General features: G+C 63.1%; 20 protein-coding genes and 2 riboswitches. Of the genes, 5 read left to right on the top strand and 15 right to left on the bottom strand.

Translation table 11 applies throughout. The features are described 5' to 3' along the window. On the top strand, positions 1 to 92 hold a 92-nt coding region (locus WBK23_RS00610), incomplete at its 5' end, for an IS3 family transposase (RefSeq protein WP_424482077.1). Positions 93 to 175: 83 nt separating this feature from the next. Here the strand turns inward: WBK23_RS00610 and cobF are convergent. The 6 genes from cobF to cobW form a co-directional block, all read right to left on the bottom strand. Beyond that, on the bottom strand, positions 176 to 943 hold the full coding sequence (gene cobF / locus WBK23_RS00605; RefSeq protein ID WP_424482074.1) for a precorrin-6A synthase (deacetylating): 768 nt from the start codon (positions 941 to 943) through the stop codon (positions 176 to 178). After that, positions 940 to 1,626: a vWA domain-containing protein gene (locus WBK23_RS00600; RefSeq protein WP_424482076.1), complete on the bottom strand. Its 687-nt coding sequence runs from the start codon at positions 1,624 to 1,626 to the stop codon at positions 940 to 942. Before WBK23_RS00600 ends, cobF begins: the two co-directional genes overlap by 4 nt. 2 nt (positions 1,627 to 1,628) lie before the next feature. Then, positions 1,629 to 2,639 (bottom strand): ATP-binding protein, encoded by a 1,011-nt coding sequence (locus WBK23_RS00595; RefSeq protein WP_424482073.1) that lies wholly within the window; start codon positions 2,637 to 2,639, stop codon positions 1,629 to 1,631. A gap of 31 nt (positions 2,640 to 2,670) precedes the next feature. Beyond that, positions 2,671 to 2,973 carry a hypothetical protein gene (locus tag WBK23_RS00590; RefSeq protein ID WP_424482072.1) on the bottom strand — a complete coding sequence of 101 codons (303 nt, stop codon included), beginning with the start codon at positions 2,971 to 2,973 and terminating at the stop codon, positions 2,671 to 2,673. Then, positions 2,970 to 6,704, bottom strand: a complete 3,735-nt coding sequence (gene cobN / locus WBK23_RS00585; RefSeq protein WP_424482071.1) for a cobaltochelatase subunit CobN — start codon at positions 6,702 to 6,704, stop codon at positions 2,970 to 2,972. The genes WBK23_RS00590 and cobN overlap by 4 nt, the downstream gene beginning before the upstream one ends. A gap of 78 nt (positions 6,705 to 6,782) precedes the next feature. Beyond that, positions 6,783 to 7,835, bottom strand: coding sequence for a cobalamin biosynthesis protein CobW (gene cobW / locus WBK23_RS00580; RefSeq protein WP_424482070.1), 1,053 nt, complete (start codon positions 7,833 to 7,835; stop codon positions 6,783 to 6,785). Between the two features lie 100 nt (positions 7,836 to 7,935). Continuing rightward, a riboswitch (cobalamin riboswitch) is annotated at positions 7,936 to 8,168 on the bottom strand. A 59-nt stretch (positions 8,169 to 8,227) separates the two neighbouring features. Continuing rightward, positions 8,228 to 8,446, top strand: a riboswitch (cobalamin riboswitch). 102 nt (positions 8,447 to 8,548) lie between these two features. Between cobW and WBK23_RS00575 the strand changes: the two genes are divergently transcribed. The 4 genes from WBK23_RS00575 to cobM are packed head-to-tail and all read left to right on the top strand — an operon-like array spanning position 8,549 to position 10,654. Next, positions 8,549 to 8,734: a CbtB domain-containing protein gene (locus WBK23_RS00575; protein WP_424482069.1), complete on the top strand. Its 186-nt coding sequence runs from the start codon at positions 8,549 to 8,551 to the stop codon at positions 8,732 to 8,734. A 10-nt stretch (positions 8,735 to 8,744) separates the two neighbouring features. Then, positions 8,745 to 9,470, top strand: a complete 726-nt coding sequence (locus WBK23_RS00570; protein ID WP_424482068.1) for a CbtA family protein — start codon at positions 8,745 to 8,747, stop codon at positions 9,468 to 9,470. Between the two features lie 3 nt (positions 9,471 to 9,473). Further along, complete coding sequence (locus WBK23_RS00565) at positions 9,474 to 9,902, top strand: cobalamin biosynthesis protein (RefSeq protein ID WP_424482067.1); 429 nt, start codon at positions 9,474 to 9,476, stop codon at positions 9,900 to 9,902. Beyond that, positions 9,899 to 10,654, top strand: coding sequence for a precorrin-4 C(11)-methyltransferase (gene cobM / locus WBK23_RS00560; protein WP_424482066.1), 756 nt, complete (start codon positions 9,899 to 9,901; stop codon positions 10,652 to 10,654). Before WBK23_RS00565 ends, cobM begins: the two co-directional genes overlap by 4 nt. Here the strand turns inward: cobM and WBK23_RS00555 are convergent. The 9 genes from WBK23_RS00555 to atpG all read right to left on the bottom strand — a co-directional run bounded on the left by WBK23_RS00555 (position 10,635) and on the right by atpG (position 18,937). Continuing rightward, entirely contained in the window at positions 10,635 to 10,952 is a 318-nt protein-coding gene (locus WBK23_RS00555; RefSeq protein WP_424482065.1) for a hypothetical protein, read from the bottom strand. The genes cobM and WBK23_RS00555 overlap by 20 nt on opposite strands. A gap of 44 nt (positions 10,953 to 10,996) precedes the next feature. Then, a complete protein-coding gene (locus WBK23_RS00550) occupies positions 10,997 to 11,227 on the bottom strand; it encodes a hypothetical protein (protein WP_424482064.1) in 231 nt (76 codons plus the stop codon). Between the two features lie 17 nt (positions 11,228 to 11,244). Continuing rightward, positions 11,245 to 13,107, bottom strand: coding sequence for a glutamine--fructose-6-phosphate transaminase (isomerizing) (glmS, locus tag WBK23_RS00545; RefSeq protein ID WP_424482063.1), 1,863 nt, complete (start codon positions 13,105 to 13,107; stop codon positions 11,245 to 11,247). A gap of 15 nt (positions 13,108 to 13,122) precedes the next feature. Further along, positions 13,123 to 13,890, bottom strand: a complete 768-nt coding sequence (locus WBK23_RS00540; RefSeq protein ID WP_424482062.1) for a DeoR/GlpR family DNA-binding transcription regulator — start codon at positions 13,888 to 13,890, stop codon at positions 13,123 to 13,125. Positions 13,891 to 13,987: 97 nt separating this feature from the next. After that, complete coding sequence (locus tag WBK23_RS00535; protein WP_424482061.1) at positions 13,988 to 14,497, bottom strand: M23 family metallopeptidase; 510 nt, start codon at positions 14,495 to 14,497, stop codon at positions 13,988 to 13,990. A 14-nt stretch (positions 14,498 to 14,511) separates the two neighbouring features. Continuing rightward, positions 14,512 to 15,873 carry a bifunctional UDP-N-acetylglucosamine diphosphorylase/glucosamine-1-phosphate N-acetyltransferase GlmU gene (gene glmU / locus WBK23_RS00530; RefSeq protein WP_424482060.1) on the bottom strand — a complete coding sequence of 454 codons (1,362 nt, stop codon included), beginning with the start codon at positions 15,871 to 15,873 and terminating at the stop codon, positions 14,512 to 14,514. 311 nt (positions 15,874 to 16,184) lie between these two features. After that, positions 16,185 to 16,610 (bottom strand): F0F1 ATP synthase subunit epsilon, encoded by a 426-nt coding sequence (locus WBK23_RS00525; protein WP_424482059.1) that lies wholly within the window; start codon positions 16,608 to 16,610, stop codon positions 16,185 to 16,187. Positions 16,611 to 16,652: 42 nt separating this feature from the next. Next, positions 16,653 to 18,029, bottom strand: coding sequence for a F0F1 ATP synthase subunit beta (gene atpD / locus WBK23_RS00520; protein ID WP_090378655.1), 1,377 nt, complete (start codon positions 18,027 to 18,029; stop codon positions 16,653 to 16,655). 47 nt (positions 18,030 to 18,076) lie between these two features. Further along, complete coding sequence (atpG, locus tag WBK23_RS00515) at positions 18,077 to 18,937, bottom strand: F0F1 ATP synthase subunit gamma (protein WP_424482058.1); 861 nt, start codon at positions 18,935 to 18,937, stop codon at positions 18,077 to 18,079. Between the last annotated feature and the right edge of the window lie 20 nt (positions 18,938 to 18,957).

Genomic DNA, 18,957 nt, shown 5'->3' with positions numbered 1-18,957 from the left:
TCGATTACATCGAAGTGTTTTACAACCGAACCCGCCGCCACAGTTACTTGGGCGGTGTCAGTCCTGAGGCATTTGAACGTGCCTCATTATGAGGTCGGGAAATGTCTACCAGAGCGGGGGTAGTCCAAATTGGCTGACCACCATATCGATCGGTGTTGCGCTTTTCGTAAAGACCTCAGCCCACGTCGCTTCTGCGCAGCAGGTAGCTATCCATAATCCAGCCATGCTGCTCACGCAGCTCGGCGCGGCGGGTGCGGATGGTCTCGGCGACTTCACTGAGCGGCCCAGCGATCAGCACTTCATCCGGGGTGCCGATATAGGCACCCCAATAGATGTGCATCGCCTGGTCGACAAAGCGCAGGTAGGTGTCCTGGGCGTCGAGCATTACCAGCACGCTGTCCAACCCTGGAGGGAAGCCACCTTCGGCCAGGCGGCGCGCCGGGGTGATCTGGAAGGCCTGGCCGATACTGTTAAAACAGACCTTATGCTTGGCCGCCAGGGCTTGAAGGCTGGTGATGCCGGGGATCACTTGGTACTCGATCTGCTCGGCGCTGTTGCCCACGATCTGTTCGACTATGCGCAGGGTGCTGTCGTACAGCGCCGGGTCGCCCCAGACCAGAAAGGCGCCGGTTTCGCCGTCGCTCATCTGCTCGCGGATCATGCCCTCGAACACCTGCTGCTTGTCCTGATTCAGATCGACCACGCTGCCGCGATAGTCCGGCACATCGCGCACCCGCTCCGGGCAGTCGGCGCTGACAAAGCGGTAATCGCGGCCCTGGATAAAGCGCTCGCAGATGGTCTTGCGCAGGCCGATCAGGCTGTCCTTTGTGCTGCCCTTGTCCATCAGAAAGAACACGTTCGTGCGGTTTAGCGCGTTGATCGCCTGCACGGTCAGGTAGTCCGGGTCGCCGGCGCCGATGCCGATTATCAACAGGGTTTTCATAAGGCTGTCTCCAGGCTGCCGGCTAACAGCGGCAGCGAATCGATATGTCGGTAGTCTGCGCCCAGCTCAAAGGCCAGCTGGCGCGCGCGGCCCAGGCGGATCGGTGCGCTTTCGATATCCACCAGCAGCGCCGGGCAGGCGCTCGGGGTTAACGCCGGCCAGTCGCGCAGGCGGCCATCGGTGATGATCAGCAAACGCCGACGCTCGGCCGGATGCAGCCGCTGACGCCGCGCCTGCCAGTCGGCGGCCTGCTGCACGGCAGCCAGCAAGGGCGTGCCGCCACCCGCGCCCAGCTCGGCCAACCAGTGCTGCAAGGCCTGAGAGGCTTTCTGCCCCTGCCACAACCATTGCGCCTGGTCGCCGGTGGCGTGCAGCAGGGCCAGGCGCGCACGTTGCCGGCGCGCCTGCTCGAACACTTCACTAAGCAGACCCTTGGCCTTGCTCAGTGCACCATGGCGGCGGGTCGAGGCCGAGGCATCGACTATCACCAGCCAGAGTTCCGCCGGCTTGGCGCTGCGCGGGCGCAGCACGAGATCCTGCCGAGTGCGTGGGCGGCCCTTAAGCAGGCTCGCCGGCCAGTCGATACGCCCTGCCGCGCCACTGCGACTGGCACCGTTACGACCACCGCCTAATGTGCCGGGAGCGGCCCGGGCATCCGCGCCTGGGGCTGTGCGCGGGCGGATGCCTAGGGCTTTTTTGCCCAGCGCGGCGGTTCACGCCGTACGCCGAGGCTTTGCGCCTGGGCGGGTAATTCGCCCCACTGGCCTTCGCCTTGCGGCGCTTGCTGCTGCTCGCCGGGTGCACTGTTGCTGGGCTGCGATTGTGGCGGCTGCGCGGCAGGCGGGGGGCTATGCCGGCGACGATGACGCAGAACGAAGTCTTCCACCGCATCGATATCCACAGATTCAATGTGTTCGGCACCGCGCCAGGCAGCATGCGCCCGGGCGGCGCGCAGCCAGACCAGATCGGCGCGCAGGCCATCGACAGCAGCAGCGAAACAACGCTGGCTGATCTGCTCCAGGGCGGCGTCATCCAGGGGAATCGCCGCCAGCCTCGCACGGGCGCTCTGGCAGCGTTCGCGCAATTCATCCTGCTGCACCTGCCAGCGCTGAAGAAACGCCTGCGGGTCGGCATCGAAAGCCAGGCGGCGGCGAACGATTTCGGCGCGCTGGGCCGGTTGCGGCTGGGCGTCCAAGGCCAGGTTAAGGCCGAAACGGTCCAGCAGCTGCGGACGCAGCTCGCCCTCCTCGCCGTTCATGGTGCCGATCAGCACAAAGCGCGCGGCATGCCGATGGGAGATGCCGTCGCGCTCGATATGGTTGACCCCGCTGGCGGCGGCATCCAGCAGCAGGTCGACCAGATGATCGGGCAGCAGATTGACCTCATCGACATACAGCACGCCGCCATTGGCCTTGGCCAGCAGACCAGGGCTGAACTGCGCGCGGCCCTCACCCAGGGCGGCGTCCAGATCGAGGGTGCCGACGATGCGCTCCTCACTCGCGCCCAGCGGCAGGGTGACAAAGGTGCCGCTGGCCAGCAGATCGGCCAGACCGCGAGCCAGGGTCGATTTGGCCATGCCGCGCGGCCCTTCGATCAGCACGCCGCCAATCGCCGGGTCGATGGCCGCCAGGCACAGCGCCAGTTTCAGGTCATCGGCGGCGACCACGGCGGCGAGGGGGAAGTGGCTATCGGTCATGGCAGGGTCCGTTTCGCTAAAAGATGAAGGGTCACTGGCCGATACCAAACACGGCAAAGGGCAGCAAGACGATGCCAATAACTTTTGGCCAGATGGTGCCCAGCACCGCACCGACGCAGGCACCGAGCCCTGCCCAGATAAACAGGTCAACCAGCGGAGTTGGCAACGGGCCGAGAACCAGGCCAGCCAGCAGGCCCAGCCAGAAACCACCAAACAGGCCGATACCGGCAGCCCCGATGCGCTCCTTGCGGGTAACTGGCCTGCGCCACCAACTCACCAGCCGGTGTCGCAAGCGTTGCGACACCGGCTGGTGTGGCTGTTTGCTCTCGCTCATGCTTCCTCGCTATCGATCAGCAGGTTTTCCAGGGCTTCGCGGTACTCTCCGGGGTTCTGCCAGAGGCCGCGCTGCTGGGCTTCCAGCAGGCGTTCGAGGATATCCTGCAGGGCACCGGGGTTGTGTTGCTGGATAAAGTCGCGGGTGCTTTTGTCGAGCAGATAGGCATCGGTGAGCAGTGCGTACTGGTGGTCGTCGACCAGTTCGCTGGTGGCGTCGAAGGCGAACAGGTAGTCGATGGTCGCCGCCAGCTCGAACGCGCCCTTGTAGCCATGGCGCTTCATGCCGTCGATCCACTTGGGATTGGCCGCACGGGCGCGCACCACGCGATTGAGCTCTTCCTTCAGGGTGCGGATGCGCGGCGTGTCCGGCTGGCTGTTGTCGCCGTGATAACTCGCCACCTTGGCCCCGCGCAGGGTTTCCACCGCCGCGAGCATGCCGCCCTGGAACTGGTAGTAGTCATTGGAGTCGAGGATGTCGTGCTCGCGGTTGTCCTGGTTGTGCAGCACCGCCTGCATCTGCTCCAGGCGCTCGGCGAACTGCGCGCGCGCCGGGGTGCCTTCGCTGTGACTGCCGTAGGCGTAGCCGCCCCAGTTCAAATAGACCTCAGCCAGGTCCTCGCGGGTTTGCCACAAGCGCTCTTCGATGGCGTTCTGCACGCCCGAGCCATAAGCGCCGGGTTTAGAGCCGAACACCCGCCAGCCGGCCTGTTTGCGTGCCTCGTGTTCATCCAGGCCGCTGTCCTGCAGGGCCAGGGATTCACGCCAGACTCGCGCCGACAGCGGATTCATATCTTCCGGCTCATCGAAATCAACCACCGCCTGCACCGCGTCGTCGAACAGGCGGATCAGGTTGCTAAAGGCATCACGGAAGAACCCAGACACGCGCAGGGTCACGTCCACCCGTGGGCGACCAAGCTGCGCCAACGGCATAACCTCGAAACGCTCGACGCGCTGGCTGCCGGCCTGCCACAGCGGACGCACACCGAGTAGGGCCAGAGCCTGGGCCATATCGTCGCCGCCGGTGCGCATGGTCGCCGTGCCCCACATCGACAGGCCGAGCTGACGCAGGTGGTCGCCGTGGTCCTGCAGATGCCGCTCCAGCAGGCGATCCGCCGCCTGCACGCCGATGCGCCAGGCGGTCGGCGTGGGCAAGTTGCGCACATCGACGCTGTAGAAATTGCGCCCGGTGGGCAGCACATCCAGTCGCCCGCGACTCGGCGCGCCACTCGGCCCGGCGGGCACAAAACGCCCGCTCAACGCAGACAGCAGGCCGTGCATTTCTGCATCGCCGCAGGCGTCCAGCAGCGGTGCGATCTGCTCACGCAAACGCTGCAGCACCTGGCTACTTTCAATACCAACGGATTCGCAGTCCGTAGCCTCGATCAGCTGCAAAGCCAGCAGCTCAAGGCGCTCGCGGGTATCGCCAGCACTGCGCCAGCTGTCATCGCTCAGGCGCTGCAACAGCGCCGGGCGCGGGCCCTGCCAAGGCGCGGCCATCTCGCAGTCGAGCGGATCGAAGTCCAGTTCCAAGTCGCGAGCCAGGGCGCGCAGCAGGCTGGCGTTGCCGCCCTGGCCATCACCCCGGGGAATGCGCAGCAGCGCCAGCAAGGTGTCGCGACGCAGGGTGCCGGCCGGCGATTCGCCAAATACATGCAGACCATCGCGGATCTGCGATTCCTTTAAATCGCACAGGTAGGCATCGAGCTGCGGCAGCCAGCTGTTGGGGTCTTCATTCAGTTGCAGGCCCAGCTCGCGGTCGAGGCTGGCCTCGCGCACCTTGAGCAGAATCTCGCCACGCAACTCGGCGGCGCGGCGCAGGTCGAGCTGGCTGGCCTCGTAATATTCGTCGGCCAGGCGCTCCAGATCGCGCAGCGGGCCGTAGCTTTCCGCGCGGGTCAGCGGCGGCATCAGGTGGTCGATGATCACCGCCTGGGTGCGCCGTTTGGCCTGCGCGCCCTCGCCCGGATCGTTGACGATAAACGGATAGATATTCGGCAACGAGCCGAGAATCGCGCTCGGCCAGCATTGTTCGGAAAGACCGACGCTCTTGCCCGGCAGCCATTCCAGATTGCCATGCTTGCCGACATGGATCACCGCATCACAAGCAAAGGCCCGGCGCAGCCAGCAGTAGAACGCCAGGTAGCCGTGCGGCGGCACCAGATCGGGGTCGTGATACACCGCCGCCGCATCCAGCTGATAACCGCGCGCCGGCTGGATGCCGACAAAGCTCAGGCCGAAGCGCAGGCCGGCGATCATCAGCCGGCCGCCGCGGAACATCGGATCCTGCTCGGGGCCGCCCCAGCGCTCACGCACCGCCTGCTGGTTGGCTGCCGGCAGGCTATGGAAGAACGCAAGGTACTCGTCCAGCGCCAGGCTTTGGGCGCAGGGCCTTGCATCAAGGCTGTCCAGGTCATTGGTCACGCCGCCGAGCAGCTGGTGAATCAACGCGGTGCCGCTATCGGGCAGCTCTGCAACCGGATAGCCCTGCTCTTGCAGCACCTTGAGGATATTTAGCGCCGCCGCCGGAGTATCCAGGCCGACACCGTTGCCGATGCGCCCATCGCGGGTCGGGTAGTTGGCGAGGATCAGGGCGATGCGCTTGTCGGCGTTGGCTTTGCGCGCCAGTTCAATCCAGTTGCGCGCCAGCTCGGCGACGAAATCCATGCCCGGCAGATGGGGCTGGTAACAGACCACATCACTCTGGCTGCGCTCGCTGCGCCAGGCCAGACCCTTGAAGCTGATCGGCTGGGTAATCAGGCGGCCGTCCAGCTCCGGCAGCACTATATGCATGGCCAAGTCGCGCGAACCCAGGCCCTGGGCATTGGCCTGCCATTGCTCGAGGTTATCCAGCGCGCAGATCGCCTGCAGCACCGGGATATCCCGGCGAAACGGACGCAGTTCCGGCGCTTCCGGGTTGGACATGGCAAAGCCGGTGGTATTGATAATCAGGCGGGCATCGGCTTCATCCAGCCAGTTCTCCACCTGGGCCAGGCAGGCCGCCTCCTTGAGGCTGGCCACGGCAATCGGCAGCGGATTAAGACCCTGGGCCTGCAAGCGCTGACAGAACACATCGATAAATCCGGTATTCGCCGCCTGCACCTGGGTGCGGTAGAACAACAGCGCCGCCACCGGCGCATCAACCTGCCAGCGGGCTTGCCAATCGGCCAGGCTCGGGTTAGCCAGTTGCGGGTGATACAGGCCCACGCGTGGCAGCGGCTGCGGTTCGCCCCAGGCATCGTCACGCTGCAGCCACTGGCTGGCGATGCAGTTGAACAGCTGCAGCGCATTGCCCGCGCCGCCCTGGCGCAGGAACTGCCAGAGCCGCTCGGCCTCGGCCACAGGCACATTGCTCAGGCCCATCAGCTCCGGATCAGGGTTGTCGCAGCCCGGCACCATAATCACCCGCGCACCGCGCTCGGCCAGTTCGACCAGGCGCTCGATGCCGTAGCGCCAATAGCTGACGCCGCCGTGCACTGAAATCAGGATGACCTTGGCGTGCTGCAGCACCTGCTCGACATACAGATCCACCGAGGCGTGATTGCTCAGCTGCGCCGGGCTGGCCAGACGCAGACTGGGGTAATCCGCCGGCAGCTGCCGCGCCACTTCAGCCAGCAACGACAGGTGCGAATCGCCGGTACAGAGAATCACCAACTCGGCCGGGGTCTGACCAAGGTCGGCAATGCTGTCGACCGGCAGCTGGCTGCCGGGCTGGGTGCGCAATAGGTGCATGATCGCTCTTCTTTGTGGGAGGGGCTTTAGCCGCGAGCCGTATCGGGCCTAGTCGCGGCTAAAGCCCCTCCTACATTTTTAGGCCAGCGCCGCGTGCAGCTCGGCTTCAATTGCCGGGCGATCAAGCTGCTGGCCGATCACCACCAGGCGGGTGATGCGTTGCTCATCGGCCTGCCAGGCGCGGTCGAAGTGTTTGTCGAAACGCTGGCCGACGCCTTGCAGCAGCAGGCGCATCGGCTTGCCGGGAATCGCTGCGAAACCCTTGATGCGCAGAATGCCGTGTTTGCTGACCGCATCCTTCAGCGCTTGCAGCAGACGGGCTTCCTCGGCCTCGGGTAGCTCGACGTGGAAGGAGGCGAATTCGTCGTGATCGTGGTCTTCATGGCCTTCCAGATCATGGTGGGTCTTGCGGCCCTCGATATGCAGCTCGGTCTCGCAGTTCAGGCCCAGTAGCACGTCCAACGGCAGCTCGCCGCCATGGGCTTCGATGATTTTCACCGCCGGCGACAGCTCTTCTGCCACTTCCGCGCGCACCGCGGCCAGGGCAGCGGCGTCGAGCAGGTCGGCCTTGTTGAGGATCACCAGGTCGGCGCTGGCCAACTGGTCGGCGAACAGCTCGTGCAGCGGCGATTCGTGGTCCAGATTGGGGTCGAGCTTGCGCTGCGCATCGACCTGCTCGGGGAAGGCGGCGAAGGTGCCGGCGGCCACGGCCGGGCTGTCGACCACAGTGATCACGGCATCGACGGTGCAGGCGTTGCGGATTTCCGGCCAGTTAAAGGCCTGTACCAGCGGCTTGGGCAGCGCCAAACCCGAGGTTTCAATCAGGATATGGTCGAGTTCGCCGCGGCGTGCCACCAGCTCGCGCATCACCGGGAAGAATTCCTCCTGCACGGTGCAGCACAGGCAGCCGTTGGCCAGTTCAAAGATGCGGCCATTGGCCTCTTCTTCGCTGCAACCGATGGAGCACTGCTTGAGGATTTCGCCGTCGATGCCCAACTCGCCGAACTCGTTGACGATCACCGCGATACGCCGCCCGTCGGCGTGACCGAGCATATGGCGCAACAGGGTGGTTTTGCCGGCGCCGAGAAAGCCGGTAACGATGGTGACGGGAAGTTTGGCGAGGGTTTTCATGGCGAGTCCTGCGTGACGTCGAAAGAAAGACGAGCAGGAGGCGGCACAGACATGACAGCCACAGGGCGTCAGCCAACACCACCGGATCACCCCGCCCGGTTGTCGAAAGCGTGACGAGGCAGGTCTCCTGGCTCACGACCGGGCTGGCGTAGATACGCCGGCCAATCCCTTCGCCTTCCCGCGTTTACGCAGTGGCTGTTGTGCTGCAGCGCTTGGGCGGCAGAACAACGCAAGGGTACGAGTCGTTCACAGTTGCGGGGGCAGCCAAGGTATCAACCTTGTTCCCTCTTAGCTTCGGCACCTGTGCCGAAGAACCTCGAACGCGGTAAGGCTACGCAGTGGCCTTGGGCAGGTCAATCGCCGCGGTTGACGGCCGGGGCCGCTTCGTGATGTTCTAAAAAGCTGTTTCAGGTGTCTCGCGCGTTGCCGCGCGAGGTGAAACGGGAAGCCGGTGCGCCCTTCATGGGCAATTCCGGCGCTGCCCCCGCAACGGTAATCGCATGTCAGAACGCTATAGCCACTGAGCCGCAAGGCTTGGGAAGGTTGATTCTGGAACTGTCCACGCGACAGTCAGCGTAAGCCCGGAGACCGGCCTGAAACCTTGTTTGGCAACCCGCGGTGGGCGGGTACGCGCCGGAATCCCGTGCCTGTTCAGGCCTGGGTCCTTGCTGCGTTCCTTCTGCATCGCTTCCCCAACAGCAGAAGATCAGACCATGTCCAGCAGCGCACTCGCTTCCTCTGTAGCCGTCACCCTCCCTCTTTCGCAACGCCTCGTACTGGCCATCGGCAGCTGCCTGCTGGGTGCCGCGCTGATCTTCGTCGCCGGCTTCTCGCCGATCGAAGCGCTGCACAACGCCGCCCACGATACGCGCCACAGCGCCGCCTTCCCCTGCCACTGAGACCGATCCCATGTTCAAGCGTATCGCCCAGACCGCAGGCTTCGCCGGCCTGCTCGCCGCCATCGTGCTGACCCTGCTGCAAAGCCTGTGGGTCACCCCGCTGATCCTGCAGGCGGAAACCTACGAAAACAGCGCCCCAACCGAAGCCGTGGTGGCCGAACACAGCCACGCCGCCGCCACTCCCGAGCACAGCCATGCGGCGGTCGCCGAGCATAGCCACGACGTCGAAGCCTGGGCTCCCGAAGACGGCTGGCAACGGACCCTGGCCACTGGTTTGAGCAACCTGGTGGTGGCCGTCGGTTTCGCCCTGATGCTGGCGGGCCTGTTTGCCCTGCGTGCACCGGGCCAGACCTGGCAAGGCCTGCTTTGGGGCCTCGGCGGCTTCGCCACCTTCTCCCTGGCCCCGTCCGCCGGCCTGCCGCCGGAACTGCCAGGCACCGCCGCCGCAGAATTGCTGCTACGCCAGTACTGGTGGATCGGCACCGCCGTGGCCACCGCCGCCGGCCTGGGCCTGTTGGCATTCGCTCGCCACTGGGCGCTGCGCATCGTCGGTGTGGCGATCCTGGCGATTCCGCATCTGATCGGCGCACCGCAGCCGGAAGTGCATTCGAGCCTGGCCCCGGAAGCCCTGGAGCACGAATTTATCCTCGCCTCGCTGCTGACCAACGCGCTGTTCTGGGCAGCTCTCGGCCTGGCCGCCGCCTGGTTCTACACACGCCCGCAACAAAGCGCCTAAACCTTGACCCAGTCCGGCGCGCAACTGATCCATGTCGCCGGGCTGGGCTGTCGACGCGACTGCTCCAGCGTGCAATTGTTCGAGCTGCTGCAACAGGCGCTAGCGGCCCACGGTTTGCAGCCGGCCGATCTCAACGCCCTGGCCAGCAGCAGCCATAAGCAGGCTGAACCCGGCCTGCGCCAACTGGCCGAACAACTGTCCCTGCCTATCGCCTGGCTGCCGGCCAGCCAGCTGAGCCCCTACCATCAGCGGCTCAGGCAGACCTCGGCGCTCAGCCTGCAGATCACCGGCAGCGCCGGAGTGGCCGAAGCCAGTGCCCTGGCCCAGGTCGAACTGCTGAGCGGACAACGCGGCGAACTGCTGGGGGAAAAACTGCGCTCGGCCACAGCCACCTGCGCCCTGGCCAGGGCGCAGCTTCTGGAGATTCTATGACCGTCTATTTTATCGGTGCCGGCCCCGGCGACCCGGAGCTGATCACCGTCAAGGGTCAGCGTTTGCTGCACGCCTGCCCGGTGATCCTGTATGCCGGCTCGCTGGTGCCAGAAGCAGTACTTGCCGGCAACAGCGCCGAACGGGTGGTGAATACCGCCGAACTGCATCTGCAAGAAATAATCGAGCTGATCCGCCAGGCACATGCCAAGGGCCAGGACGTGGCCCGCGTGCATTCCGGTGATCCGTCGCTGTATGGCGCGATCGGCGAGCAGATTCGCCAGCTGCGCGCGCTGGGCATTCCCTTCCAGATCATCCCCGGGGTGACCGCCACCGCTGCCTGCGCCGCCCTGCTGGAGAGCGAGCTGACCCTGCCCGAGGTGTCGCAGACGCTGATCCTCACCCGCTATGCGAGCAAATCGACGATGCCCGCCGGCGAGCAGCTGCACGACCTGGCGCGCCACGGCGCGACCATGGCCATCCACCTGGGCGTGGTGCATCTGGGCAAGATAGTCGCCGAACTGCTGCCGCATTACGGCGCGGATTGCCCGATTGCCGTGGTGCATCGCGTCAGCTGGCCGGATCAGGACTGGGTCAGCGGCACCCTGGCCGATATCGAGGCACGGGTCAGCGCCAAGGGTTTCCGCCGCACCGCACTGATTCTGGTGGGCCGGGTGCTGAACGCCGAACAGTTTGCCGACTCGGCGCTGTACAACGCCGAGCATCGGCATCTGTTCAGATCGTCAGACGCCTGAGGGCATAGGTGCTCAGGTCGACCTTGCCAAGGTTATCCACAACGGCGATTTGCGCGCCCAGTTCACCCAGGCGGGTGTTCAAGTCGCTGGCATACAGCTCACGCAGAAACCCCCGATAGTCGACGCGCTCGCCAGGCGGTAGGCGCGTCATCAGGTAGGCATGCAGGGCCGGCAGGCGAAATTGCCAGGTGCCGGACGCGCAAACGAAGCCGTGATCACGCAACTGACCGATTAGCTCGGCATCGCCAGCCAGCAGGCGCTCGCAGCAGCTGAGGAAAAGTCCCAGCGGCGGATTCACGGGTTAGCCTCCACTCAGGCTTCGGCTATGACGGATAAGCCGCTTCAGATATAGATCTCGGCGCGCTTGATGCCGAGTTGGCGCAGCTCTTCGATCAGGCTATTGAGATCGGCAAAGGACTCCACCTGCTCCTGGTCATCGACCAGAAAGTAGCTGGTGCCCGCACCTTTCTTGAACAGCACTATCCATTCCCGGGTATTGGCCGGGTTGGCTATAACCTGGGTATCGAAGAGCACGCCGGCGGCGTGCTTGGCTCGTATATCTGCGCGCTTCATCCGCCCTCCTGACGCCGCTACTCGACCGTCACGCTCTTGGCCAGGTTGCGCGGCTGGTCGACGTCGGTGCCCTTGAGCACGGCGACGTAGTAGGACAGCAGCTGCAGCGGAATGGTGTAGAGGATCGGGGCCAGGGCGTCGTGAATGTGCGGCATGTTCACCACGTGGGTGCCCTCGCCATTGCTCATGCCGGCCTGCTCGTCGGCAAACACCAGCAGCTCGCCGCCGCGGGCGCGCACTTCCTGCAGGTTGGATTTGAGCTTCTCCAGCAGCTCGTTGTTCGGCGCGACTGTGACCACCGGCATATCGCTGTCCACCAGCGCCAACGGGCCGTGCTTAAGCTCGCCGGCCGGGTAGGCTTCGGCGTGGATATAGGAGATTTCCTTGAGCTTGAGCGCGCCTTCCATCGCCACCGGATACTGCGCGCCACGGCCGAGGAACAGGCTGTGGTGCTTCTCGGCGAACAGCTCGGAGACTTTCTCGACCACGCTGTCCATGGCCAGGGCTTCACCCAGACGGGTCGGCAGGCGGCGCAGTTCGTCGACCAGCTCGGCTTCCAGGCCTTTATCCAGGGTGCCGCGCACCTGGCCGAGGGCCAGGGTCAGCAGCATCAGCGCGACCAGCTGGGTGGTGAAGGCCTTGGTCGAAGCCACGCCGATTTCCGGGCCGGCCTGGGTCAACAGGGTCAGGTCGGATTCGCGCACCAGCGAGCTGATGCCGACGTTGCAGATCACCAGGCTGGCCAGATAGCCGCCCTGGGTCGGCGATTTTTCCTTGGCGTTACGCAGCGCGGCCAGGGTGTCGGCGGTTTCCCCGGACTGGGAGATGCTGACAAACAGGGTGTCCGGCTGCACCACCACCTTGCGGTAGCGGAACTCGCTGGCCACTTCGATCTGGCAAGGAATCCCGGCCAGGCCTTCCAGCCAGTAACGGGCAACCATACCGGCGTGGTAACTGGTGCCGCAGGCAACGATCTGCACGTTGCGCACCTTGGCGAACAGCTCGGCAGCCTGCGGGCCAAAGGCCTGGACCAGCACGTGGTCGGAACCCAGACGGCCTTCCAGGGTGCGTTGCACCACCTTAGGCTGTTCAAAGATTTCCTTGAGCATAAAGTGGCGGTACTCGCCCTTGTCGGCGGCTTCCGCACCTTCGTGGTATTGCACGCTCTCGCGCGTCACCGGCTGGCCGTCAACGCTCCAGATCTGCACGCTTTCGCGCTGGATTTCGGCGATATCGCCTTCTTCCAGATACATAAAGCGGTCGGTGACCTGACGCAGAGCCAGCTGGTCGGAGGCGAGGAAGTTCTCACCCAGGCCCAGACCGATCACCAGCGGGCTGCCGCTGCGGGCGGCGAGCAGACGATCCGGCTGCTTGGCGCTGATCACCGCCAAGCCATAAGCCCCGTGCAGTTCCTTGACCGCTTCTTTCAGTGCGGCGGTCAGGTCCGGCTGGGTTTTCAGCTTGTGGTCGAGCAGGTGCACGATCACTTCGGTGTCGGTATCGGAGCTGAACACGTAGCCCAGGCCCTTGAGCTGGGCGCGCAGTTCTTCGTGGTTTTCGATAATGCCGTTGTGCACCACCGCCAGTTCCTGGCCGAGCTCTCTACCTGAAAAATGCGGGTGGGCATTGCGCTCGCTCGGCGCACCGTGGGTGGCCCAGCGGGTGTGGGCGATACCCAGGCGGCCGGCCAGTGGTTCGGCGCTCAGCGCGCTTTCCAGCTCGCTGACCTTGCCGACACGGCGGCGACGGTCGAGGTCGCCTTTATCCGTCAGCAACGCCACACCGGCGCTGTCGTAACCGCGGTATTCCAGGCGTTTGAGGCCTTCAACCAGCACGGCGGTGATATTGCGTTCGGCGACTGCGCCTACGATTCCACACATATGTCTCTCCTTAACTCAGGCATCTACAGCCGCGCAGATCAAGTTGATCCCGCGCGCGGTCAATTGTTCACGGGCCTCGGGGCTGAGGCGTTCGTCGGTTATCAGGGTATGGATGCCGCTCCAGGGCAGCTCCAGGTTGGGAATCTTGCGGCCGATCTTGTCGCTCTCGACCATCACCACCACTTCACGGGCCACTTCCGCCATCACCCGGCTCAGGCCCAGCAATTCATTGAAGGTGGTGGTGCCACGGTTCAGGTCGATGCCATCGGCACCAATAAACAGCTGGTCGAAGTCGTAAGAGCGCAGCACCTGTTCGGCGACCTGGCCCTGGAACGACTCGGAATGCGGGTCCCAAGTGCCGCCGGTCATCAGCAACACCGGCTCGTGCTCCAGCTCACTGATGGCGCGGGCGACGTTCAGCGAGTTGGTCATCACCACCAGGCCGGGCTTGTGCCCTAGCTGCGGGATCATCGCCGCGGTGGTGGTGCCGCTGTCGATGATGATCCGCGCGTGTTCACGAATGCGCGCCACACCGGCGCGGGCGATGGCCTGCTTGTACTGGGAGATTGGCTGGATATCGCTGATCAGCTCCTGCGGCATGGGCACCGCACCGCCGTAACGACGCAACAGCAGGCCGCTTTTTTCCAAGGCGGCGAGGTCTTTGCGAATGGTCACTTCCGAAGTAGCGAACGCTTTCGACAACTCATCCACGCTCACCTCGCCCTGCTCGGCGAGCAAGGCAAGAATGGTATGGCGACGTTGCGGAGTGTTGCGTTTCGACATACTAAGTTTCGATTCGAAAGATAATGGCGCGAATCAAAACCTAATGAAGCTTTTTCGTCAAGCTGCAATCGACGTAGGGCAGCTATTTCCTGGCAATTCAGCGTGTTTGCAGAAGCTGGTTGGGGTCCAGATAGAACATCTTCTTCCAGCCTTGGGTCGACTCGTCCGCCCGCCAAGGCAACGGCAGCAGACTGACAATCGAGTAGTGCAAGTGCGCCGGTTTGCCTTGAGCGTTACCCGTATCGCCAACCGTGCCCAGCAGGCTGCCGGCCAGCAGCGGTTGGCCTGGGTAGGCGTCGATGGTTTGCAGATGGGCGTAATAATGAATGCGCCATTTCGGCCCCAGGGCGACCACCACCTTGCCGCCCTGCGCGATTTCACCGCGGAACAGCACCACTCCATAGCTGCTGGAGCGTACCGGTGTGCCGCGTTGGGCGAAGATATCGATACCCTTGTGCACGCCGGAGCGGCCCCAGGGTTCGAACCAGAAGGTGCGCGGGTTCCAGTCCCGGGCACTGGCACCCTGCACCGGAATCTGCGGCCATTCCGGCAGCAAGCCCCAGAGCAGGAACAGCGCCGGTACTATCCAGCGTTTGCGTAAAGGCATCCTTGCCAACTCCATCAGGTCTTCTTGGTCGGGCGCTTCCAACCTTCGATATTGCGCTGCTTGGTGCGGCCGACCGCCAGGGTGTTATCCGGCACATCCCCGGTAATCACCGAACCAGCACCGGTGGTGGCGCGATCGCCGAGGGTCACGGGCGCGACCAGGGCGCTGTTGGAGCCGATAAACACGTCCTCACCGAGTACGGTCTTGAACTTGTTGGCACCATCGTAATTGCAGGTGATGGTGCCGGCACCGATATTGGTCCGTGCACCGATCTCGGCATCGCCCAGGTAGCTCAGGTGGCCGGCCTTGGCACCCTCGCCCAGCACGGCGTTCTTCAGCTCGACGAAGTTACCCACATGGGCGCGAGCACCGAGCACCGAACCCGGGCGCAAACGAGCGAACGGGCCGCAATCGGCACCCTCACCCACTTCGGCACCTTCCAAATGGCTGTTGGCTTTGACGATCGCGCCTTTGCGCAGGACCGAGTTTTTGATCACACAATTTGGGCCGATCTGTACGTCGTCCTCAATCACCACGCGGCCTTCGAGGATCACATTGATATCGATGGTGATGTCGCGGCCGACGCTGACCTCGCCGCGCACATCGAAGCGGAACGGGTCGATCAGGGTGACGCCTTGCGCCATCAACCGATTGGCAAAGCGCTGCTGATAGTGGCCCTCAAGCTGGGAGAGCTGGATACGGTCATTGGCACCCAGCACTTCCATCTCGTCGGTTGCCTGCTCGGTGGCGACTACCAGACCGTCGGCCACGGCCATGGCGATTACGTCAGTGAGGTAGTACTCGCCCTGGGCGTTGCTGTTGGACAGGCGGCTCAGCCAATCACCCAGGCGCTGGCCCGGTACGGCGAGGATGCCGGTGTTGCCTTCGCTGATCAGGCGCTGCTCGGCGCTGGCGTCCTTGTGCTCGACGATGGCCTTCACCACGCCACTGTCATCGCGGACGATGCGGCCGTAGCCGGTCGGGTTATTCAGGTTGACCGTCAGCAGGCCAAGCTGCTGCTCGCTGACCAGTTGCAGCAGGCGCTCCAGGGTGGCGGTTTCGATCAGCGGCACATCGCCGTAGAGAATCAGCACGCGCTCGGCGCTCAAGGCCGGCAGTGCTTGGGCCACGGCATGGCCGGTACCCAGTTGCTCAGTCTGCAGCACGAAATTCAGGTCATCCGCCGCCAGTCGCTCGCGCACCAGTTCAGCGCCATGGCCGATCACCACATGAATGCCTTGCGGTTTGAGCAGGCGGGCGGTGTCGATGACATGGCCGAGCATGGCTTTGCCAGCAACCGGGTGCAGCACTTTCGGCAAGGCGGAACGCATGCGGGTGCCTTGGCCGGCGGCGAGGATAACGATATCGAGCGACATGGGGGACAAATCCTATTAGTAGCCCGGATGCAATCCGGGGGTGATCGTCCCGGATTTCATCCGGGCTACTTGCTAAGAACGTGTTTACGATCTCGCGAGCTAGAGACCTACAAGGCGCTACGTTAGTAACAGCCTCCGGCTGGTCAAAACGGCGAGAAAGCGGAGTGTACTTTTGTACATGAGCATTCCGAGCCTGTTTTTAACGCCGTAGGGCCGACGCGCAGCAGATCGTAAGCAGGTTCTAAAACAGCAGGCAAAGAAAAAGGGTAGCCAAGGCTACCCTTTTACCTACGCACAATGAAGCAGGTGGCTTAGCCGCCGAACTTCTTGCGCAACTGCTGAACGGTACGCAGCTGGGCTGCGACCTCGGCCAGATGAGCAGCCGCGGAGCCGTAATCGAACTCGGCACCTTGCTCATGCAGCGCTTTCTCAGCAGCCTGGAGGGCTAACTGAGCAGCAGCTTCATCGATATCGGCAGCACGCTGCACGGTATCAGCCAGCACTTTGACCATGCTCGGCTGGACTTCCAGGAAGCCACCGGAGATGTAGAACACCTCGGTTTCGCCACCCTGCTTGACCAGACGAATCGGGCCCGGCTTGAGGTCGGTGATCAACGGCGCGTGACCTGGAGCGATACCGATATCACCCAGGTTACCGTGCGCAATCACCATCTCGACCAGACCGGAGAAGATCTCGCCTTCTGCGCTGACGATGTCGCAATGGACTGTCATAGCCATATCTAGCCTCACGTAAGCGCCCGTTGCCGGGCGCACGGGTGATTACAGTTTCTTCGCTTTCTCGACAGCTTCTTCGATGCTGCCAACCATGTAGAACGCCTGCTCTGGCAAGTGATCGTAGTCACCTTTCAGAATGCCGCTAAAGCCGGCAATGGTGTCCTTCAGGGAGACGTACTTACCCGGCGAACCGGTGAAGACTTCGGCCACGAAGAATGGCTGGGACAGGAAGCGCTGGATCTTACGAGCGCGGGATACCAGCTGCTTGTCTGCTTCGGACAGTTCGTCCATACCCAGAATCGCGATGATGTCCTTCAGCTCTTTGTAGCGCTGCAGTACGTACTGCACGCCGCGAGCGGTGTCGTAATGCTCCTGGCCGATAACCATCGGGTCCAGCTGGCGCGACGTCGAGTCGAGTGGATCGACCGCTGGGTAGATACCCAGGGAGGCGATGTCACGCGACAGTACGACAGTGGCGTCCAAGTGGGCGAAGGTGGTCGCCGGGCTTGGGTCGGTCAGGTCGTCCGCAGGTACGTATACGGCCTGGATCGAGGTGATCGAACCGGTCTTGGTCGAAGTGATGCGCTCTTGCAGAACGCCCATTTCTTCGGCCAGGGTCGGCTGATAACCCACTGCCGACGGCATACGGCCGAGCAGTGCGGATACTTCGGTACCGGCCAAGGTGTAACGGTAGATGTTGTCCACGAAGAACAGCACATCACGACCTTCGTCACGGAACTTCTCAGCCATGGTCAGGCCGGTCAGTGCTACGCGCAGACGGTTGCCTGGTGGCTCGTTCATCTGACCGTAAACCAGGGCTACCTTGTCGAGAACGTTGGAGTCCTTCATCTCGTGGTAGAAGTCGTTACCCTCACGGGTACGCTCACCCACACCGGCGAACACGGAATAACCACTGTGCTCGATGGCGATGTTACGGATCAGTTCCATCATGTTTACGGTTTTGCCTACACCGGCACCACCGAACAGACCGACTTTACCGCCCTTGGCGAACGGGCAAACCAGGTCGATAACCTTGATGCCGGTTTCCAGCAGCTCGTTGGAGCCAGCTTGCTCAGCGTAGGAAGGCGCGGCACGGTGAATGCCCCAACGCTCTTCTTCGCCAATCGGGCCAGCTTCGTCGATTGGGTTGCCCAGCACGTCCATGATACGGCCCAGGGTTTTCACCCCAACCGGTACCTGGATACCTGCGCCAGTGCTGCCGACGCTCAGGCCACGCTTGAGGCCTTCGGTCGAACCCATCGCAATGGTACGTACCACGCCGTCGCCCAGCTGCTGCTGAACTTCCAGGGTGGTTTCGGCGCCGACTACTTTCAGCGCTTCATAAACACTCGGCACTTGATCACGCGGGAATTCCACGTCGATAACGGCGCCGATGATTTGAACGATACGTCCGCTACTCATCTTTGGTTCCTCTGACTTTTTTCAACCGTCTAACAGTTGAACCGTGCTTAAACCGCGGCAGCGCCGCCGACGATTTCCGAAATTTCCTGGGTGATCGCTGCCTGACGTGCCTTGTTGTAAACCAACTGCAGGTCTTTGATGATATCGCCAGCGTTGTCGGTGGCATTCTTCATCGCGATCATCCGGGCCGCTTGTTCAGCCGCGTTGTTCTCAACCACTGCCTGGTACACCTGCGACTCCACGTAACGCACCATCAAGCCGTCGAGCAGCTGTTTGGCGTCGGGTTCGTACAGGTAATCCCAGTGGTGCTTGAGTTCTTTATCCGGATCGGCCACCAGCGGAATCAACTGCTCCACTGTCGGCTTTTGCGTCATGGTATTGATGAACTTGTTCGAGACCACGGACAAACGATCGATGCGACCATCGAGGTAGGCATCGAGCATTACCTTGACGCTACCGATCAGATCATTGATCGACGGTTCTTCGCCCAGGTGGCTGATCGCAGCAACGATGTTGCCACCAAAGTTGCGGAAGAATGCCGCACCCTTGCTGCCAACCACGCAGAGATCGATCTCCACGCCTTGCTCGCGATTGCTCGCCATGTCCTTGACCAGAGCCTTGAACAGGTTGGTGTTCAGACCACCACACAGACCACGGTCCGAGCTCACCACCACATAACCGACGCGCTTAACTTCACGGTCGATCATGAACGGATGACGGTATTCCGGGTTGGCGTTGGCCAGATGACCAATCACCTGACGGATACGCTCCGCGTAGGGACGGCTAGCAGCCATGCGCATTTGTGCTCTGCGCATTTTGCTGACCGCCACCTTTTCCATGGCGCTGGTGATCTTCTGCGTGCTTTTGATGCTCGCAATCTTGCTGCGAATCTCTTTTGCGCCTGCCATTTGACACCTATCGGGTTAGC

The organism is Pseudomonas sp. (assembly GCF_049653025.1).
Lineage (GTDB): Bacteria > Pseudomonadota > Gammaproteobacteria > Pseudomonadales > Pseudomonadaceae > Aquipseudomonas.
This window is presented reverse-complemented; position numbering and strand designations above follow the sequence as displayed.

Coding starts and splice junctions, on each gene's coding strand:
- cobF (WP_424482074.1), bottom strand. CDS start 943: ATGAAAACCCTGTTGATAATCGGCATCGGCGCCGGCGACCCGGACTAC.
- WBK23_RS00595 (WP_424482073.1), bottom strand. CDS start 2,639: ATGACCGATAGCCACTTCCCCCTCGCCGCCGTGGTCGCCGCCGATGAC.
- WBK23_RS00590 (WP_424482072.1), bottom strand. CDS start 2,973: ATGAGCGAGAGCAAACAGCCACACCAGCCGGTGTCGCAACGCTTGCGA.
- cobN (WP_424482071.1), bottom strand. CDS start 6,704: ATGCACCTATTGCGCACCCAGCCCGGCAGCCAGCTGCCGGTCGACAGC.
- cobW (WP_424482070.1), bottom strand. CDS start 7,835: ATGAAAACCCTCGCCAAACTTCCCGTCACCATCGTTACCGGCTTTCTC.
- WBK23_RS00575 (WP_424482069.1), top strand. CDS start 8,549: ATGTCCAGCAGCGCACTCGCTTCCTCTGTAGCCGTCACCCTCCCTCTT.
- WBK23_RS00570 (WP_424482068.1), top strand. CDS start 8,745: ATGTTCAAGCGTATCGCCCAGACCGCAGGCTTCGCCGGCCTGCTCGCC.
- cobM (WP_424482066.1), top strand. CDS start 9,899: ATGACCGTCTATTTTATCGGTGCCGGCCCCGGCGACCCGGAGCTGATC.
- WBK23_RS00550 (WP_424482064.1), bottom strand. CDS start 11,227: ATGAAGCGCGCAGATATACGAGCCAAGCACGCCGCCGGCGTGCTCTTC.
- glmS (WP_424482063.1), bottom strand. CDS start 13,107: ATGTGTGGAATCGTAGGCGCAGTCGCCGAACGCAATATCACCGCCGTG.
- WBK23_RS00540 (WP_424482062.1), bottom strand. CDS start 13,890: ATGTCGAAACGCAACACTCCGCAACGTCGCCATACCATTCTTGCCTTG.
- WBK23_RS00535 (WP_424482061.1), bottom strand. CDS start 14,497: ATGCCTTTACGCAAACGCTGGATAGTACCGGCGCTGTTCCTGCTCTGG.
- glmU (WP_424482060.1), bottom strand. CDS start 15,873: ATGTCGCTCGATATCGTTATCCTCGCCGCCGGCCAAGGCACCCGCATG.
- WBK23_RS00525 (WP_424482059.1), bottom strand. CDS start 16,610: ATGGCTATGACAGTCCATTGCGACATCGTCAGCGCAGAAGGCGAGATC.
- atpD (WP_090378655.1), bottom strand. CDS start 18,029: ATGAGTAGCGGACGTATCGTTCAAATCATCGGCGCCGTTATCGACGTG.
- atpG (WP_424482058.1), bottom strand. CDS start 18,937: ATGGCAGGCGCAAAAGAGATTCGCAGCAAGATTGCGAGCATCAAAAGC.